At 69.1% G+C, this 16669-nt stretch carries 13 protein-coding genes; 6 read left to right on the top strand and 7 right to left on the bottom strand.

What is annotated here, in order from left to right; genetic code table 11:
* Positions 1 to 6 precede the first annotated feature (6 nt).
* From ACFQGD_RS11505 to ACFQGD_RS11490, 4 genes are all read right to left on the bottom strand, one after another.
* The gene (locus ACFQGD_RS11505; protein ID WP_345400325.1) at positions 7 to 2841 is read right to left on the bottom strand and encodes an FAD-binding and (Fe-S)-binding domain-containing protein; all 2835 of its coding nucleotides are present in this window, start codon (positions 2839 to 2841) and stop codon (positions 7 to 9) included.
* A gap of 124 nt (positions 2842 to 2965) precedes the next feature.
* Positions 2966 to 3364: a pyridoxamine 5'-phosphate oxidase family protein gene (locus ACFQGD_RS11500; protein WP_345400328.1), complete on the bottom strand. Its 399-nt coding sequence runs from the start codon at positions 3362 to 3364 to the stop codon at positions 2966 to 2968.
* Between the two features lie 111 nt (positions 3365 to 3475).
* Entirely contained in the window at positions 3476 to 5116 is a 1641-nt protein-coding gene (locus ACFQGD_RS11495; protein ID WP_345400331.1) for an alkaline phosphatase D family protein, read from the bottom strand.
* Positions 5117 to 5191: 75 nt separating this feature from the next.
* Positions 5192 to 6784, bottom strand: coding sequence for a PucR family transcriptional regulator (locus ACFQGD_RS11490; RefSeq protein WP_345400334.1), 1593 nt, complete (start codon positions 6782 to 6784; stop codon positions 5192 to 5194).
* A gap of 130 nt (positions 6785 to 6914) precedes the next feature.
* On the opposite strand from ACFQGD_RS11490, the gene pruA reads away from it, so the two are divergent.
* Together pruA and ACFQGD_RS11480 are read left to right on the top strand one after the other, a co-directional pair.
* Positions 6915 to 8537, top strand: coding sequence for an L-glutamate gamma-semialdehyde dehydrogenase (gene pruA / locus ACFQGD_RS11485; protein WP_345400337.1), 1623 nt, complete (start codon positions 6915 to 6917; stop codon positions 8535 to 8537).
* A gap of 103 nt (positions 8538 to 8640) precedes the next feature.
* Positions 8641 to 9570, top strand: a complete 930-nt coding sequence (locus ACFQGD_RS11480) for a proline dehydrogenase family protein (protein ID WP_345400340.1) — start codon at positions 8641 to 8643, stop codon at positions 9568 to 9570.
* Between the two features lie 37 nt (positions 9571 to 9607).
* On the opposite strand, the gene ACFQGD_RS11475 is transcribed toward ACFQGD_RS11480, so the two are convergent.
* Both ACFQGD_RS11475 and ACFQGD_RS11470 read right to left on the bottom strand, forming a co-directional pair.
* Entirely contained in the window at positions 9608 to 9919 is a 312-nt protein-coding gene (locus tag ACFQGD_RS11475; RefSeq protein WP_345400343.1) for an iron-sulfur cluster biosynthesis family protein, read from the bottom strand.
* 139 nt (positions 9920 to 10058) lie between these two features.
* Positions 10059 to 10496 carry a type II toxin-antitoxin system Rv0910 family toxin gene (locus tag ACFQGD_RS11470; RefSeq protein ID WP_345400346.1) on the bottom strand — a complete coding sequence of 146 codons (438 nt, stop codon included), beginning with the start codon at positions 10494 to 10496 and terminating at the stop codon, positions 10059 to 10061.
* Positions 10497 to 10713: 217 nt separating this feature from the next.
* Here ACFQGD_RS11470 and ACFQGD_RS11465 point away from each other — a divergent pair, with 217 nt between their 5' ends.
* Entirely contained in the window at positions 10714 to 12549 is a 1836-nt protein-coding gene (locus ACFQGD_RS11465; RefSeq protein WP_345400349.1) for an AMP-binding protein, read from the top strand.
* Positions 12550 to 12658: 109 nt separating this feature from the next.
* Here ACFQGD_RS11465 and ACFQGD_RS11460 read toward each other — a convergent pair whose 3' ends face one another.
* On the bottom strand, positions 12659 to 13564 hold the full coding sequence (locus tag ACFQGD_RS11460; protein WP_345400354.1) for a universal stress protein: 906 nt from the start codon (positions 13562 to 13564) through the stop codon (positions 12659 to 12661).
* 206 nt (positions 13565 to 13770) lie between these two features.
* On the opposite strand from ACFQGD_RS11460, the gene ACFQGD_RS11455 reads away from it, so the two are divergent.
* From ACFQGD_RS11455 to ACFQGD_RS11445, 3 genes are all read left to right on the top strand, one after another.
* On the top strand, positions 13771 to 14415 hold the full coding sequence (locus ACFQGD_RS11455) for a response regulator transcription factor (RefSeq protein WP_345400357.1): 645 nt from the start codon (positions 13771 to 13773) through the stop codon (positions 14413 to 14415).
* A 100-nt stretch (positions 14416 to 14515) separates the two neighbouring features.
* Complete coding sequence (locus ACFQGD_RS11450) at positions 14516 to 16234, top strand: GAF domain-containing sensor histidine kinase (RefSeq protein WP_345400360.1); 1719 nt, start codon at positions 14516 to 14518, stop codon at positions 16232 to 16234.
* A 145-nt stretch (positions 16235 to 16379) separates the two neighbouring features.
* Positions 16380 to 16643, top strand: a complete 264-nt coding sequence (locus tag ACFQGD_RS11445) for an ANTAR domain-containing protein (RefSeq protein WP_345400363.1) — start codon at positions 16380 to 16382, stop codon at positions 16641 to 16643.
* Positions 16644 to 16669: the final 26 nt, after the last annotated feature.

Here is a 16669-nt window from a genome sequence, read left to right as displayed (position 1 = left end):
GCGGCATTACCGCGTCTCGCGCTCCGGCAGTGCGTCGCGCAGCACCTCGGCCAGGTGCCGCGACCGGACGCCGACCAGCTGCTCGAACTGGGTGCGGCAGCTGAAGCCGTCCGCGACGACGGCGGCATCGGGCGGTGACGACGCCAACGCGGGCAGCACGCCGTGCTCGGCGACCTTGACCGATGTCTCGTAGTGGCCGCGCTCGAACCCGAAGTTGCCCGCGAGCCCGCAGCATCCGGCGTCGAGCATCTGGGTGTCCGCGCCGGTGGACCGCAGCAGCGCGGCGTCAGGAGCGGCCCCCATGATGGCGTGCTGGTGGCAGTGGACCTGCACCGTCGCGTGGCCATCGACGGCGGGCGGCGTCCAGTCCGGCGCGTACCGGGCCAGCAGCTCCGCGAACGTGTACGTATGCGCCGCGGCCACCGCCGCGCCCTCGTCGTCCGGCAACAACTCGGTGGCATCCGAGCGGAACAGCGCGGCGCAGCTCGGTTCCAGCGCCACCATCGGCACCCCGGCGTCGATCAACGGCGCGACGTCGGCCAGCGACTGCCGCAGCATCCGCCGCGCGACGCCGAGCTGCCCAGTGCTCACCCAGGTCAGCCCGCAGCAGCGGGGTTTGTCGATGGTCAGCACCTCGAACCCGGCAGCCTCCAGCACCTCGGTCGCCGCGACGCCGATGTGCGGGGCGAAGAAGTTGGTGAAGGTGTCCGGCCACAGCAGCACGGACCCGCGAGGCGCGTCCTGGCGTGTGTCGGACGCGCGGTGCGCGGTGTACCACTCCAGGAAGGTGTGTTCGGCGAAGCGCGGCAGTTCGCGTTCGGCCGCGATGCCGCCCGCGCGTTTGAGCACACCGGACAGTGGCGACGACGTCAGCGCGTTGGCCGCCTTCGGCATCCGGGACGCCAACCGCGCCAATAGCGGAAGCCATCCCATCGAGTAGTGCGCGGCTGGCCGCAACCTGCCTCGGTAGCGGTGGTGCAGGTACTCGGCCTTGTACGTCGCCATGTCGACGCCGACGGGGCAGTCGCTCTTGCAACCCTTGCAGGACAAGCACAGGTCCAGCGCCTCGCCGACCTCGTCGGAGCGCCAGCCGTCGGTGACGGTCTCGTCGAGCAGCATCTCCTGCAACACCCGTGCGCGGCCGCGTGTGCTGTCCTTCTCGTCGCGGGTGGCGCGGTAGCTCGGGCACATCACGCCGCCGGAGAGCGTGCGGCACTTGCCGACGCCGACGCAGCGGTGCACGGCGGTGCCGATCTGACCCCTGTCCTCGTGCAGCGCGAGCGTCGTTTGTGGACGTCGCCAAGCGCGGTCCGGGTCGAGCCGCAGGTCTTGCGTCATGGCGGCGGCGTCCACGATGACGCCGGGGTTGAGTTTGCCCGCCGGGTCCCAGATCGCCTTGAACTCGGCGAATGCCCGCATGAGCTCCGGGCTGTAGAGCGAGGTCAACAGCTCGGAGCGGGCGCGGCCGTCGCCGTGTTCGCCGGACGGCACCCCGCTGTGTTGTTTGACCAGATCGCCCGCGGCGCGCATGAACTCGTCGAACTGGCCGACGCCGTCGTGCGTCGCGAAGTCGAAGTCGAGCCGGACGTGCAGACAGCCTTCGCCGAAGTGTCCGTAGACGACGCCGTGCAACCCGTACTGCTCCAGCAGCCGGTGGAAGCCACGCAGGTACGCACCGAGGTTGGCTGGCGGCACGGCGGCGTCCTCCCAGCCCGGCCAGGACAGCGTGCCGTCCGGGGATCGGGTGGCCAGGCCAGCGCCGTCCTCCCGGATCTTCCACACCGCCTTCCGCCGCGCCGGATCGTCCACAGTGGCCACATCGCGGACGCCGTCCATGGCGTGGAGCGCCTCGGTGAGCCGCTGCGCCTTGTCCGCGCTGTCGACGTCGATGAGCAGCCACGCGTCGCCGTCCGGGAGATCCGGGACCGACCCGGCGCGGCGGGCGCGCAGGACGTCGAGGATGCGGTCGTCCATGCCTTCGCAGGTCAACGGCTGGTGCTCCAGGATCGCGGGGACCGCGTCGGCGGCGACCTCTGAGTCACCGAACCCGGCGATGACGAGGCGCTGCTCGGCGGGCAGCGGCACCAGCTTCACCGTCGCGGCCAGCACGATCACGCAGGTGCCTTCAGTCCCGACGAGTGCCTTGGCGACGTTGGTGTCGTTCTCGGGCAGCAGGTGATGGAGCCCGTAGCCGGAGACTTGGCGGGAGAACTGGCCCAACTCGGTGCGGAAGGTTGCCCGGTGGGTGTCGGCCAGCGCGGTGAGCGCGTCGTGGACCTCGGCCGCCCGGTCGGTGCGGGGCCCTGCGACGCCGCCCGCGCCGACGGTGAGCCGCGTGCCGTCGTAGGTCAGGACGTCGAGCGAGACGACGTTGTCCGACGTCCGTCCCCATGCGACGGAGTGCGACCCGCAGGCGTCGTTGCCGATCATGCCGCCGATGGTGCAGCGAGCGTGGGTGGACGGGTCGGGGCCGAACCGCAGTCCGTGCTCGGCGAGCTCGGCGTTGAGCAGCGCGGGGATGACGCCGGGTTCGACGGTCGCGGTGCGCGCGTCCGGGTCGATGTCGATGATCCGGTTCATGGTGCGGGAGAACTCCAGCACCACGCCGGTGCCGATGGCGTTGCCCGCGATCGACGTCCCCCCACCCCGCGTCGTGATCGGCACCTCGTGCTTAGCGCACACGGCGACAGCGGCGGCGACGTCGTCGGCATCGGCGGGATAGACGACGCCGAGCGGCACCTGGCGGTAGTTCGAGGCGTCGGAGCTGTACTCGGCGCGCCTGCGGTCGGTGAAGTCCACCGTGCCACGGACGGCCGCTTCGAGGTCGGTGCGCAGCGTCATAACGCCGAGTCTCCCGCCTGCCGCCTCACCTCGCACGCGTCACACGCGGGTGCTCGCCGCGAGTCCCGACTTCTGGGGTCGCGAGTCCCGCGCTCTGGCGGGGTGAGTTCCGACTTGCGCGGGCTTAGACGGAGCCGAGTACCCGGGTCACCTTGATTTCCAGGACGACGCGGCGGGGGTTCACGCGAGGCTGCTTGTAGCGCTTGGCGTAGCGGTTCTCGGCGTCGGCGACGGACCCCGGGTCGTCGCGCATGACCGCGCGTCCCTCCAACGTCGACCAGCGGCGGCCGTCGAGTTGGCAAATCGACACCACGCTGCCCACCTCCCCCGCCGCGGCGGCCAGCCGTGCCTTGACCGACTGCCGCGAGCAGATCACCCGCGCGATGCCGGACTCAAGGTCCAGGGTGACGCCGACGGGCACCGTGTGCGCGGTGCCGTTCGGGCGCACCGTGGTGAGCGTGCACAGGTGCCGCTCGGTCCAGAACTCAGCGAACCGTTCGCCACGGCTGGTCAGGTCGGGCATGCGGCCTCCTGATCGCGCGCGGCACACCGCGCCGTTGACCTGGCGTCGGCCAGCATGTCCTCCGATGATTCGGACCTGCGAGCAGTCCTCATGCCCCGAGCGTAACGGCCGCTACACCGGGCGGCTGACCTCGCGCAGTCGCTGGGTGCCCGCCGTCACGGCGAACGACTTCGCGTGGTGCGCCGCGCTGCCCGCGTTCTCCCGATCCGCGAGGAAGTACCAGTCCACCTGCACGCGGTCGGCGGTGACATCGCAGACCATGTAGCCGTGCGAGTCCAGCTCCACCCACTTCAGGTGTCGGTTCAGCGTGCGGGCGGCGGTCTCGACGCTGACCGACACCGTGCGCGGCGGCGAGCCGGTCAGCTCATCGATGTTGTCCGAGGTGACCGAGGGGACGACGAACTCCGTCGCCACCGTCCGTGAGAAGGGGTACAGCCCGGCGTCGACCGGCACCTCGAACGCCCACGACGTGTGGATGTCCCCGGTCAGGAACACCGTGTCTCGCACGCCCTGGTTGGCGAGCAATCGGATCAGCTCGCGGCGGTCGTGCTGGTAGCCGTCCCATTGGTCGACATTGAACGGCACGCCGTCCTCCGGCACCAATCCGGTGAGCTCCGCGAGGGGCTCACCGACGACGCGCGGCAGTGGCGGCAGTAGCAGCGGCGAGAACATGACCGGGTTGCCGATGAGCTTCCACTGGACGTCCTCGGCACGAAGCGAGTCGCGCAGGAACGCGAGTTGGTCCGCGCCGACGATGGTGCGGTCAGCGTCGTCCGCCTCACCGATCTCGGAGGCCTGCTTACTGCGGTAGGTGCGCAGATCGAGCATGGTCAACTCGGCGAGGGTGCCGAACCGCAGCCGCCGGAACAGCCGCCCATCAGGGCCGAACCGGATCGGCATCCACTCGGCGTACGCCCGCTTAGCCTGCCGACGGCGTTCGACCCACCTGCCCTCCTCGCCCTCGGTGTGGTTCTGCGCGCCCCCGGACCAGGCGTCGTTGGCGGTCTCGTGGTCATCCCAGGTGATGATCCACGGACACGCGGCGTGCAGCGCCTGGAGCTGCGGGTCGGTTTTGTACTGCGCGTGCCGCCGGCGGTAGTCGGCGAGTGTGATCATCTCGTGCGGCGGGTCGTGGCGGCGGAACGAGCCGTACTCGCCGGGCCCGTACTCGTACAGGTAGTCACCCAGGTGCAGCACGGCGTCGACGTCGCCGCGATCGGCGAGATGCCGGTACGACGCGAAGTGGCCGGATTGCCAGTTGGAGCAGGAGACGACGCCGAAGCGCAGCCGGTCCGGTTGGACGTCGAACGCGGGCGCGGTACGGGTGCGTCCGATCGCGGAGTGCTGATCACCGAAGGCGAAGCGGTAGAAGTACCACCGGCCGGGCGCGAGGCCACCGGCGTCGATCTTCACGGTGTGGTCACGCGCCGGGCCGGTGCGCACGGCCCCGCTGACGACGACGTCGCGGAAGTCGGCGTCGGTGGCGACCTGCCAGCGCACCGTGACGTCGGGGCCGACGCCGGAGCCGGGGGTGGCGTCGGCGACGGGAGTGACGCGGGTCCACAGGATCACCCGGTTGGGCAGCGGATCGCCGGACGCGACGCCGTGCTGGAACGCGGGGCCGGTCGGTTGCGCGGCGTGCGATGGGAGAGCAGGGGCAAGCAGGGTGGCGGCGCCCGCGAGGCCACCGGCGCGCAGGACGTCTCGACGTCGCAGGCCGGGGTCGGGCGCATACGTGGAGGATTCGGACACGGCTGTGCATTATTGATCAGCCAGGCCACCAATGGGGCGCTCGAGTGAAGAATTCTCACAAAAGTAGGGGGACGTTCAGGTGAGCCGGAGCTGCAATTCGGCGAACAACCGTTGCTTCGGGTCGGCCAAGTCGAGCCCGCTCACCTCGGCCGCGCGGCGCACCCGGTACCGCACCGTGTTCGGATGCACGCCCAGTGACTCGGCGGCGGCCCGGACGTCACCGAAGGCGTCCCAGTACCGCAACACCGTCGGCACCAGCTGCCCGCCGTAACGCCGATCGTGCTCGGCCAGCGCGGTCACCCTTGGGTCCCGCACGCTCGGCTGCTCCCGCAGCAGCGCGGCGGTCTCCGCGAGCAGCACCTCGGCGCGCACTTCGTCCAGCGACGCCGCGAGGGTGGCGCGATCGGCGGCGATGGTGTCGAGCACCCGATCCGCCTCCCGCCGCGACTCCGGCGCGGCCGCGATGCCCGGCCCGATCGACCCGACGCCCGCCTGCACCGGCATCCGCAGGTCCTTGCCCGCCGCCGTGGCGACCTCCTTGGCGAACCGCAGCACGGCGTTCGCCCCGCCGCGCCCGGTCAGCTCCGGCAGCAACACGTACGTGCGGCCTTCCAGCGCGGTCACCAGCGCGCTGCGGCGGAACGCGGCCGCGTGCACCGACACCAGGTTGATCAACTCGGCCCGCAACAGCTCCAGCTGCGAACGGTCCACCTGCTGCGTTTCGGCGACGGAGAACCCCAGCACCACAGCGGGGGCCTCACCGGACGCGCCGAGCTGGCCGGCGACCGAGGCCGGGTCCATCCGTCCGGACAGCAACCCGGCCAGCAGGCTGTCGCGGAACTGCACACCGACGTCGGGGGTGGGACGCCGTCGTGCGAGCTGCGCCGCGACGACACGCGCCGCACCGAGCAGCGCCCGTTCCGCACGGTTCGCCAGTGGTTTGTCGCCACGCGCGACCCAGATGGTGCCCAGCCAACGACGTCCCGCGTGCACGCCGACCACCAGCCGTTCCACGATGCCCAGCTCGGGCCGCGCCTCGACGCGCACGACGCGCTCGCCGGTGCGCACCCGCTCGTAGACGCCCCACTTCCGCAGCAGCGCCAGGTACTGCTCCGGCCCTTGCCTGCCGAGGATCGACAGCCGACGCAGCTCGTCCACCTCGTCGCCGGTCGAGGAATACGCCAGCACGCGGTTGGCGCTGTCCTCGATGCTGATGTGGCCGCCGGTGACGGTCGCGATCGTCTGCGCCAGTCCAAAGAGGTCGGTGCGCGCCTCCCCCGCGTCCAGCCCCGCATCGTCACCCACATCGGCGAGGACGTCTTTGGCGAGCACGTCCAGCTGGCTCCAGCGCACCTCACTGGGAACCCCGAGCAGGGCAACCTCGGCATCGCGGGCGGCGGCGTGCAACGGCTCGTCCGCACCCGTGGCGGACGCCTTCACCGCGACGGCAGCCGCGCCGCGCTGACCGGCGGCGAGCACGGCGGGCGCCGCCTGCCTGCCACGAGCGCCGACCACCAGCGCCAGGTCGTGTTCCCGCACGTCGGTAGCGTCATCGGGGTCGCAGATGACGACTTCGCGCACTTCGACGTCCAAGCCCTGTGGCGCGACGTGCAGCTCCAGCATCGAGTCACCGAGCTGCATCAGCAGCTGGCCCAGCGTCGCGACCATGGCCCGCCTCCGTGTTGTGGAACCACACAAGTGCTGACTGAGAACCTTAGCTGATCGTCTAACTCGTGATGGCCCGCGAACTCCTACTGTCTCCAGGAACAACGCCTGAGAAACAGGAAGGAGCCGTGCCGTGGACGCGGTAACCACGCCCCCGACGCCGGTGAACGAGCCGGTCTTCGACTACGCGCCGGGCACGCCCGCCCGAACCGAGCTCGCCGACAAGCTCACCGAGCTGGCCAAGGAGCCGCTCGAGCTGACCATGACCATCAACGGCGAGCAGCGCATGGGCGGCGGGGAGCGCATCGACGTCGTCCAGCCGCACAACCACGCGCACGTGCTCGGCACCCTCGGCAACGCCACCACCGCCGACGCCCGCGAGGCCATCGACACCGCGCTCGCCGCCGCACCCGCCTGGCGCTCGCTGCCGTTCGACGAGCGCGCCGCGATCTTCCTGCGCGCCGCCGACCTGCTCACCGGCCCGTGGCGCGCCACGCTGAACGCCGCCACCATGCTCGGCCAGTCGAAGACCGCGATCCAGGCCGAGATCGACGCCGCGTGCGAGCTGGCCGACTTTTGGCGCTTCAACGTCGCCTACGCGCGCCAGCTCATGACGAACCAGCCGATCAACCCGCCCGGGCAGTGGAATCGGCTGGAGCACCGGCCGCTGGAAGGCTTCGTCTACGCCATCACGCCGTTCAACTTCACCGCGATCGCGGGCAACCTGCCGACGGCACCCGCGCTGATGGGCAACGTCGTGGTGTGGAAGCCCGCGCCGACGCAGCAGTTCGCCGCGCACCTGACGATGCGGCTGCTGGAGGAGGCGGGCCTGCCACCCGGCGTGATCAACATGGTCACCGGCGACGGCTACGCGGTCTCCGAGGTCGCGCTGGCCGACCGCGCCCTGGCAGGCATCCACTTCACCGGCTCGACGAAGACGTTCCGGCACCTGTGGTCGCAGGTCGGCGCCAACATCGGCCGCTACGACGCCTACCCGCGCATCGTCGGTGAGACCGGCGGCAAGGACTTCGTGCTCGCCCACCCGACCGCCGACGTTGACGTCCTGCGCACCGCGCTGGTGCGGGGCGCGTTCGAGTTCCAGGGCCAGAAGTGCTCGGCGGCGTCGCGGGCCTACGTGCCGAGGTCGGTGTGGGATCGGTTGCGTGACGACCTCGTCGCCGAGGTCGAAGGCCTCGAGATGGGCGACCCCAGCGACTTCCGCAACTTCATGGGTGCGGTGATCGACCGCCGCTCGTTCGACAAGCTGGACGGCGTGCTCGCCAAGGCGCGCGAGGACGACAGCATCGAAATCGTCGCCGGTGGCACCACCGACGACAGCACCGGCTACTTCGTGCGGCCGACCGTGCTTGTCGGCTCCGACCCGGAGCACACCGTGTTCCGCAAGGAGTTCTTCGGCCCGATCCTGGCGATCCACGTCTACGACGACGCCGACTACGACCGGATGCTGACCGAGGTCGACAAGTCCCACTACGGACTGACCGGCGCGATCATCGCCCAGGACCGCGATGTCATCGCGCACGCGAGCGAGGCGCTGCGGTTCTCGGCGGGCAACTTCTACATCAACGACAAGCCGACCGGGTCGGTCGTGGGGCAGCAGCCGTTCGGCGGCGCACGCGCGTCGGGCACCAACGACAAGGCAGGCTCGATCTACAACCTGCTGCGCTGGACCAGCCCGCGCTCGATCAAGGAGAACTTCGTCCCGCCGCGTTCGTCGCGACACCCGCACCAAGATTAATGCCAAGAAGGCCGAAAACGGAGCGGCGGGCTAACCTCGCTCGCCCTGCCCGTCGGGCCGCTTTCGACCGGATTGGCATCTACCAACACTGTAGGAGGCCGCCGTGCTGCGCACCGGACTGCTCGCAGCGAGCCGCTCACCCCAGCTTCGCAGCCTGGTCGAGCACACCCCGCTGGCACAGCCGCTCGTCACCCGCTTCGTCGCGGGCACGGGAGTCAACGAAGTGCTGCCCACCGTCGCGGACCTGCGCGCCGATGGGCTGACCGTCACCCTCGACCACCTGGGTGAGGACACCCTCGACCTGGCAGCGGTCGAGGCCACCGTGTCGGCGTACGAGGACCTGCTCGCGGCACTCGCCGCCGCGGACCTCGCCGATGGCGCCGAGGTGTCGGTGAAGCTGTCCGCCGTCGGGCAGTTCCTCGGCGACGACGGAGAGCGGATCGCGCTGGACGGTGCGCGGCGCGTCTGCCAGGCGGCCAGCGCCGCTGGCACCACCGTCACCTTGGACATGGAAGACCACACGACCACCGACTCCACGCTGGGGATTCTCGCCGAGCTGCGACGGGACTTCCCGTGGGTCGGGGTGGCGCTCCAGGCGTATCTGCGGCGCACCGAGGCCGACTGCGCGGCGCTGGCCACGGCGGGCTCACGGGTGCGGCTGTGCAAGGGCGCCTACGCCGAACCGGAGTCGGTGGCGTTCCAGTCCAAGGACGAGGTGGACCGCTCCTACGTGCGGTGCCTGCGGGTGCTGATGGCTGGGGCCGGCTACCCGATGATCGCAAGCCACGATCCGAGGCTGATCGCCATCGCGGACAGTCTCGCCGCGAAGAACGGCAGATCAGCGGGCGACCACGAGTTCCAGATGCTGCACGGAGTGCGGCCTGACGAGCAGCGTCGGCTCGCCGCATCGGGGGCGACGATGCGGGTCTACGTGCCGTACGGGCACGACTGGTACGGCTATTTCATGCGGCGGCTCGCGGAGCGTCCCGCCAACGTCGGGTTCTTCCTCCGTTCCCTGGCCACCCGGTCGTGACCGCCACACCTGGCGATGCGGCGGTCACGACCAGGAGTCAGGCCTGGCCCTGCTGCTGCTCCTGGGCATACACGGCGAAGTTGAGCTGTCCCTGCTCGTCCTGCTGGACGTCGAGGACCTTGTCGTCAAGGAACTCCGCGGCACGGGACTCCATGAAGACCCGAGCGCCGTCCTCGGTCCCCATCACCTGATCACCGGCCTCCGGCTCGCTGGACACCGCGAGGGTGAGCTGCAGGTCGTCGGTTTCGCCGGTCAGCGCGAGCCGCAGCCCGCTTCCTTGTTGTTGCTCGTTCTGGCTTTGGGTCAGCGCGCTGATCGCTTCAGCGGCCGGTTCGGTCAGTGCGAGCATCGCCTGCGCCTCCTATCGGCATTGGCCTCCGTGGTGCTTCCCCCACCGTAGGCGCTTGGGAGTAGTGATCACACAGCGCCACCGGCGAGTCGCGGAGAGCGGGAGCACCTCACCCGCGTCGTCGCGACGAACGTGCAGGTCAGCGCAGCAACGCGGCGAGGTTCTCGACCGAGGTGTGCACGTCACTCTTCAGCGCGCGCTTCACGGTCATGCCGACCGGGCCGAACACCAGCTTGCCGCCGAACTCGACGTCGAAGCCAACCCGCGAGCCGCCTGAGCCGCCGTCCTCGGTGATGGACAGCGCGAGCGACACGGTCGTGCCGCCAACACCATCGCCCTCGAGAGTGAGCGCGTGGGGCGGGTCGTAGCTGGTGATATGCCAGGTGATGCGGTTGCGCATGCCCTTGACCGACACGACAGACGTCAGCTCGGTGCCGGTGGCGAGCTCACTGGGCACCTCGCCACGCCAAGCCTCGTGCATGGTCATCCACTCGCCGAGCCGCGACAGGTCGGCCGCCGTGCGCCACGCCGTCTCCGGCGGCGCTGGCACGTGGACCGACTCGCTGAGCCTGGCCATCACGATCCTCCTTGCGCTGGACTGACGACACCCTACGTCGAAGTAACTAGTATCTGGGGTAGCGGCCAACTCGTTGATCGATTCGGACGGCAGAAGAGGTCACGATTCGGTGCGCACGATGGTGGCCGCCAGCACCGCTGCGATTACGCTGCCCTGACAACGAGTCAATAGCTGTTCGTGCTCATGGCACCAACAGCGCACCGCCTGGAGGTCGGATATGACGAAAGCCGACGTGATGACGTGCCCGCATCCCGCGGGTGGTTCCGTTACGACGCTGTGCGAAGGGTTTCAGAAGACCGCCTCGATGCGGCCGAACGCCGTGGCCCTGCGCACCCCGCACGGTGAGCAGGAAATCACCTGGAAGCAGTACGCCGACAGGGTACGCAAAATCGCGGCGGGTTTGGCGGCACTCGGCGTCTCACGAGGCGACACCATCGGCATCATGCTGACCAACCGGCCCGAGTTCAACCTGGTCGACACCGCGGCGCTGCACCTGGGCGCGATCCCGTTCTCCATCTACAACACCAGCTCGGCGGACCAGATCTCGTACTTGTTCTCCAACGCCGAGAACAAGGTCGTGATCACGCAGGAAAGCTTCCTGCCGCAGGTCAAGGGCGCGAAGAGCCTGGCAGAGCACATCATCACGGTGGACGGCAAGCATGAGGGCACGACGTCGCTCGACGAGTTGGAGAGCTCCGGTAAGGAGGACTTCGACTTCGACGCCGCCTGGCGAGCGGTGGAGCCGGACGACGTCGCGACGCTGATCTACACCTCGGGCACAACCGGCCCGCCGAAGGGCGTAGAGGTGACCCACCGCAACATCGTGGCCGAGGTCAACGCGCTGATCCCACTGCTCGAGGTCGGCCCGGACGACGCGTCGACGTCGTACCTGCCGCACGCGCACATCGCCGACAGGGTCGCGAGCCACTACGCCTGCATCATGCGCGGCATGCAGCTCACGCTGGTCGCGGACCCGCGCACGGTCGCACAGGCGCTGCCGGACTCCCGCCCGACGATCTGGTTCGCCGTGCCGAGGGTATGGCAAAAGATCAAGGCCGGAATCGAGAGCAAGCTCGCCACCGAGGCGACCGGGGTCAAGCAGAAGCTCGCGTACTGGGCCATCGACGTCGGAATCCAGGAAGCGCGGCTGCGGCTGGCCGGTAAGCAGGCCACCGGGCTGCTGGCGGCGAAGCACAAGGTCGCCGACGCGCTGGTCCTGTCCAAGCTGCGGGCGACGCTCGGGCTCGACCGACTGCGCTGGTCGGCGTCGGGCGCCGCCGCGATTCCGCCTTCGGTGCTTGAGTTCTTCCACGGCCTCGGCATCCCGGTGTACGAGGTGTGGGGCATGTCGGAGACGACAGGCGCCACCACCGCGACGTCCGCGTCCGACATGAAGGTCGGCTCGGTCGGCAAGGCCGTCCACGGCGCCGAGCTGAAGGTCGCCGACGACGGCGAGCTGATGGTGCGCGGTCCTGTCGTGATGCGCGGCTACCGCAAGCAGCCGGAGAAGACGGCGGAGACCATCGACTCCGACGGCTGGCTGCACACCGGTGACATCGCCGAGATCGACGCCAACGGCTTCGTGACGATCATCGACCGCAAGAAGGAACTGATCATCAACGAGGCCGGCAAGAACATGTCGCCCACCAACATCGAGAACGCGATGAAGGCGGTCAGCCCGCTGATCAGCCAGGTGGTCGCGATCGGTGACAACAAGCCGTACGTGTCCGCGCTGATCGTGCTCGATCCCGAGGTCATCGAGGCGCGGCGCGAGTCGCTGGGGCTCGGTGACACGTCCCCCGCCGCCGTGGCGGACAACCCCCAGGTGCGGGAGGCCATCACGCAGGCGGTCAAGGAGGGCAACACCAAGCTGTCCCGGGTGGAACAGATCAAGCGGTTCCGCATCCTGCCGCAGATCTGGGAACCGGGCGGCGAGGAGATGACGCCAACCATGAAGCTCAAGCGCAAGCCGATCGCGGAGAAGTACGGCAGCGAGATCGACGAGCTCTACGCCGACTCGCCCAGCCCCGCGGTGATCGACCTGGGCAGCTGACACCTTCCAGGACGCCGTGTCCCCCGTTCCTGACGTCGTGTTCCACACTCGCGACGTCGGGAGCGGGGAACACAGCGTCGGGAACGGGGGACACGACGCCCGAGGCCCCTTACGGACGCACGCGCACGATGGCGACCGGGCGGTCGGCGTGATGGAGCAGGCCTTGACTGACCGAGCCCAGCCCGAGACCGGCTAGCGCGCCCCTGCCGCGCGAGCCGACCACGATGAGCTGTGCGTGTGCGCCCTCGGCGAGCAGCGTGCGCACCGGACGCCCCCTTACCACTCGCCCCTCGGCACTGACCTCGGGATACTTCTCTTGCCACGGGGCGAGACACTGATCGAGTAGCCGCCGCTCGTTGCCGGCGATGTCGTCGTCCGAGATCTCCATCGGCACGGCGGGCCAGCCGGTTTCGATAGTCGCGTACGTCCAGGCGCGAACCGCGACCAACGGCGCGTCGCGCAGCGCGGCGACCTCGAACGCGAACCCGAGGGCACGGTCGCCGGGCACCGAGCCATCCACGCCGACGACCACCGGGTCCCGCGCCGTCGAACGCCCCTCCTCCCCGCGCACCACGACGACGGGGCACGGCGCGTGACCGGCCACCGCCACCGCGACCGAGCCGATCAGCAAGCTGGAGAACCCACCGAGCCCGCGTGAGCCGAGCACCACGAGCTGCGCCGACGCCGCCGCGTTGATGAGCACCTCGGCGGGGTGGCCGTCCTCGACGGCGGTGTGCACCTCAAGGTCGGGCGCGACATCGGACACCGCGGCGGTTACGGCGGTGTGCGCGTCGCGCAGCCAGTCGTCGCCGTACTCCCGCAGCGCGTCGGCGTAGTTGCGGGGCAGCGAGACGGGACTGCGGGGGTTGACCGCCGGGGCGTCGCACGCGTGCACCAGCAGCAACGACGTTTCCCGCAGTGCGGCCTCGCGCGCGGCCCATTTCGCCGCGTTCAACGCGGACGTCGAGCCGTCAATCCCCGCCACGATCGGGTGGGCGGCCGTCGTATCGGCCATCAGTGTCTCCATTCGCAGCCAGTGTGTGCGTCCATCACCAGCATGCCGCGCCCTGAACAGCGCACCAAGGGACCAAGGACGTCGCCATCAGGGCCGGATGGCCCATGATCCGCGAGCGGTAACCCGGCACGATGAAGATGCGCCAACCTGGTGCGAAGGTAAGTGGCTGAGCGTATGTTGGACAACGACGCGTGGAAGGATTACGCATGATCGAAGTGTTCCTCGTCGACGACCACGAAGTGGTGCGCCGAGGAGTCGCGGATCTTCTGGAAGCCGACCCCGAACTGACGGTGGTCGGGGAAGCGTCCACGGTCTCGCAGGCGATGGCGCGGATTCCCGCGCTGAAGCCGGACGTCGCGGTGCTCGATGTGCGGTTACCCGACGGCAACGGTGTCGAACTGTGCCGCGACCTGCGCTCATCCATGCCGGAACTGAACTGCCTCGTGCTGACGTCGTTCACCGACGAGCAGGCGATGCTAGACGCCATCCTGGCCGGTGCCGGTGGCTACGTCATCAAGGACATCAAGGGCATGGACCTCATCGAGGCGGTCCGCGAGGTCGCCAGCGGGCGGTCACTGCTGGACAACCGCGCCGCGGCCGCGTTGATGACGAAGCTGCGCGCGGACGCCACCGACCAGGGCCCGCTCGCGTCCCTGACCGAGCGCGAACGAGTGCTGCTCGAACTCATCGGGGAGGGGCTGACCAACCGGCAGATCGCCGAGCGCATGTTCCTCGCGGAGAAGACCGTGAAGAACTACGTCTCGCGGCTGCTGACAAAGCTCGGAATGGCGCGACGCACCCAGGTGGCCGTGCTCGCGACCCAATTGCGCGACAAGCAACAAAGCAGGTGAGGTGCGGTCGGTAGGCTGGTTGAGTGACGTCGCCGGTCCGCAGCTGATCGGCCATCCATTGCCCTAGCGGATTCCGGCATGTGGTGCGAAAGTGAAGGCGATGAACACAAACGTGCCGGGTCATGACTATCGCGAACCGCAGATCCGCGAAACGCTGTCGCAGCTGAGGCTACGCGAGCTGCTCGCGGGTGTGCAGGAACGCATCGAGCGGATGATCGGCACCCGTGATCAGATGGACGGTCTGCTGCAGGCCGTCCTCGCCGTTTCATCGGGGTTGGAGCTCGACGCCACCCTGCGCCGCATCGTGCAGGCCGCGACCACGCTAGTTGAAGCCCAGTACGGCGCGATCGGCGTCCGGGGTCATGACGGCGTCCTGACCGAGTTCGTCTACGAAGGTATCGACGACTCGCAGCGCGAGCTCATCGGCAACCTGCCGGAGGGCAAGGGCTTGCTCGGCGTGCTGTTCGAGAAGCCGGAACCGCTGCGGCTCGACGACCTGTCAACCCATCCGGACTCGGTCGGTTTCCCGGCGAACCACCCACCCATGCGCAGTTTCCTCGGCGTGCCGATCCTGGTGCGCGGCGCGGTGTTCGGCAATCTCTACCTCACCGAGAAGGCAGACGGTAAGTCGTTCACCGAGGACGACGAGGTGGTGGTCAAGGCGCTCGCCGCGGCGGCCGGTATCGCGATCGAGAACGCCAGGCTCTATGAAGACGCCAAGATCCAACAGGAATGGCTGGAAGCCAACGCCGAGATCAGCACCGAACTGCTGGCCGGGACCGAGCCATCACAGGTGTTGGGGCTGATCGCCCGGCGGGCGCGGGAGCTGACCAACTCGGACGACACCTTTCTCGCTGTGCCAGACGATCCCGAGGAGCCGGTCAACGAGGTCAGCGAGCTCATCGTGACGGTCACCGAGGGCGACACCGCGAACCAGGTGAACGGCAAGGCCATCCCGGTCAACGAGTCGACCTCCGGTGAGGCGTTCCGCACCAGCACGCCGTCGCGGGTCGACGAGCTGCGGTTGCACCCTGGTGGGCTGGAGTTCGGACCCGCCATGGTGCTACCGCTACGTGCCGCGGGTTCGGTATCTGGTGTCCTGGTTATCACCCGTTCCCCCGGCTCGGCGCCGTTCACCGACCAGCAGCTCTCGGTCGCGGCTTCCTTCGCGGACCAGGCCGCGTTCGCGGTGCAGCTGGCGCAGAGCCAGCGGCAAATGCGCGAGCTCGACGTCCTCGCCGACCGCGACCGCATCGCCAGGGAACTGCACGATCACGTCATCCAGCGGCTGTTCGCCGTCGGCCTGTCGTTGCAAAGCGTCATGCCGCGGGTGCGTACACCCGAGGTGCGTACCCGCCTGCTGGGCACCGTCGACGACTTGCACGACATCGTCCGCGACATCCGGACCGCGATCTTCGACCTGCACGGCGGCCCCGGCGGGTCGTCCGGTCTGCGGGAACGGCTCAGCCACGCGCTCACCGAGCTGACCGCCGACACCGAACTGCACACCATGGTGCGAATGTCCGGCCCGCTAGGGGTAGTCGAACACGGCCTCGCCGAGGACGCGGAAGCCGTGGTGCGCGAGGCGGTCAGCAACGTCGTCCGCCACGCCGGCGCCGACACGGTGTCGCTGACGGTGTCGGTGGGCGATGACCTCACCATCGCGGTGTCCGACGACGGTATCGGCATCCCGGACGTCGTAGCCCGCAGCGGCTTGCACAACCTGCACGAGCGCGCGCGTGCGGCGGATGGCTCGTTGCGTGTCGAGAATCCGACCAGCGGTGGCACCCGACTCGTCTGGTCGGTGCCATTAAGTTGAATTGAGGACCTTGGCCCCTTTTCAGAGTCACCCGATGGTGCAAGGATCGCGAGAGTGCACCGCGTGGGGGAGCGGCACACGAAGCGTTCTGGAACGGGGCCCAGTGGCCTCGTTATGCCGTACGCGCATTCATGGAGGCGACGACATGCAGGCGGACATCGAAGCTGAGCTGCGCGAGAATCTCGATCACTACAAGACGCTGAGCGAACAGCTCCAGCGCGCGCTGGACAGCAGAATCGTGATCGAACAAGCCAAAGGCGTCTTGTCCGAGCGTTACAACCTCGACGTCGACGAAGCGTTCCAGCTGCTGCGTTCCTATTGCCGCGCGAACAATTTGAAGCTCGCCGACGCCGCCGTCGCGCTCACGAGTAAGGAGTCACGCGAATTCGTACCGTCCCGGACAGGATGATCATTTTCGTTCCGGCGGCGACACGG

This window comes from Haloechinothrix salitolerans (assembly GCF_042662605.1).
Taxonomy (GTDB): Bacteria; Actinomycetota; Actinomycetes; order Mycobacteriales; family Pseudonocardiaceae; genus Haloechinothrix_A; species Haloechinothrix_A salitolerans.
This window is presented reverse-complemented; position numbering and strand designations above follow the sequence as displayed.

Excerpts from the sequence above, each read along its gene's own strand:
- ACFQGD_RS11505 (WP_345400325.1), bottom strand. The coding sequence starts at position 2,841 with ATGACGCTGCGCACCGACCTCGAAGCGGCCGTCCGTGGCACGGTGGAC.
- ACFQGD_RS11500 (WP_345400328.1), bottom strand. The coding sequence starts at position 3,364 with ATGCCCGACCTGACCAGCCGTGGCGAACGGTTCGCTGAGTTCTGGACC.
- ACFQGD_RS11490 (WP_345400334.1), bottom strand. The coding sequence starts at position 6,784 with ATGGTCGCGACGCTGGGCCAGCTGCTGATGCAGCTCGGTGACTCGATG.
- ACFQGD_RS11475 (WP_345400343.1), bottom strand. The coding sequence starts at position 9,919 with ATGCTCGCACTGACCGAACCGGCCGCTGAAGCGATCAGCGCGCTGACC.
- ACFQGD_RS11470 (WP_345400346.1), bottom strand. The coding sequence starts at position 10,496 with ATGGCCAGGCTCAGCGAGTCGGTCCACGTGCCAGCGCCGCCGGAGACG.
- ACFQGD_RS11465 (WP_345400349.1), top strand. The coding sequence starts at position 10,714 with ATGACGAAAGCCGACGTGATGACGTGCCCGCATCCCGCGGGTGGTTCC.
- ACFQGD_RS11460 (WP_345400354.1), bottom strand. The coding sequence starts at position 13,564 with ATGGCCGATACGACGGCCGCCCACCCGATCGTGGCGGGGATTGACGGC.
- ACFQGD_RS11455 (WP_345400357.1), top strand. The coding sequence starts at position 13,771 with ATGATCGAAGTGTTCCTCGTCGACGACCACGAAGTGGTGCGCCGAGGA.
- ACFQGD_RS11450 (WP_345400360.1), top strand. The coding sequence starts at position 14,516 with ATGAACACAAACGTGCCGGGTCATGACTATCGCGAACCGCAGATCCGC.
- ACFQGD_RS11445 (WP_345400363.1), top strand. The coding sequence starts at position 16,380 with ATGCAGGCGGACATCGAAGCTGAGCTGCGCGAGAATCTCGATCACTAC.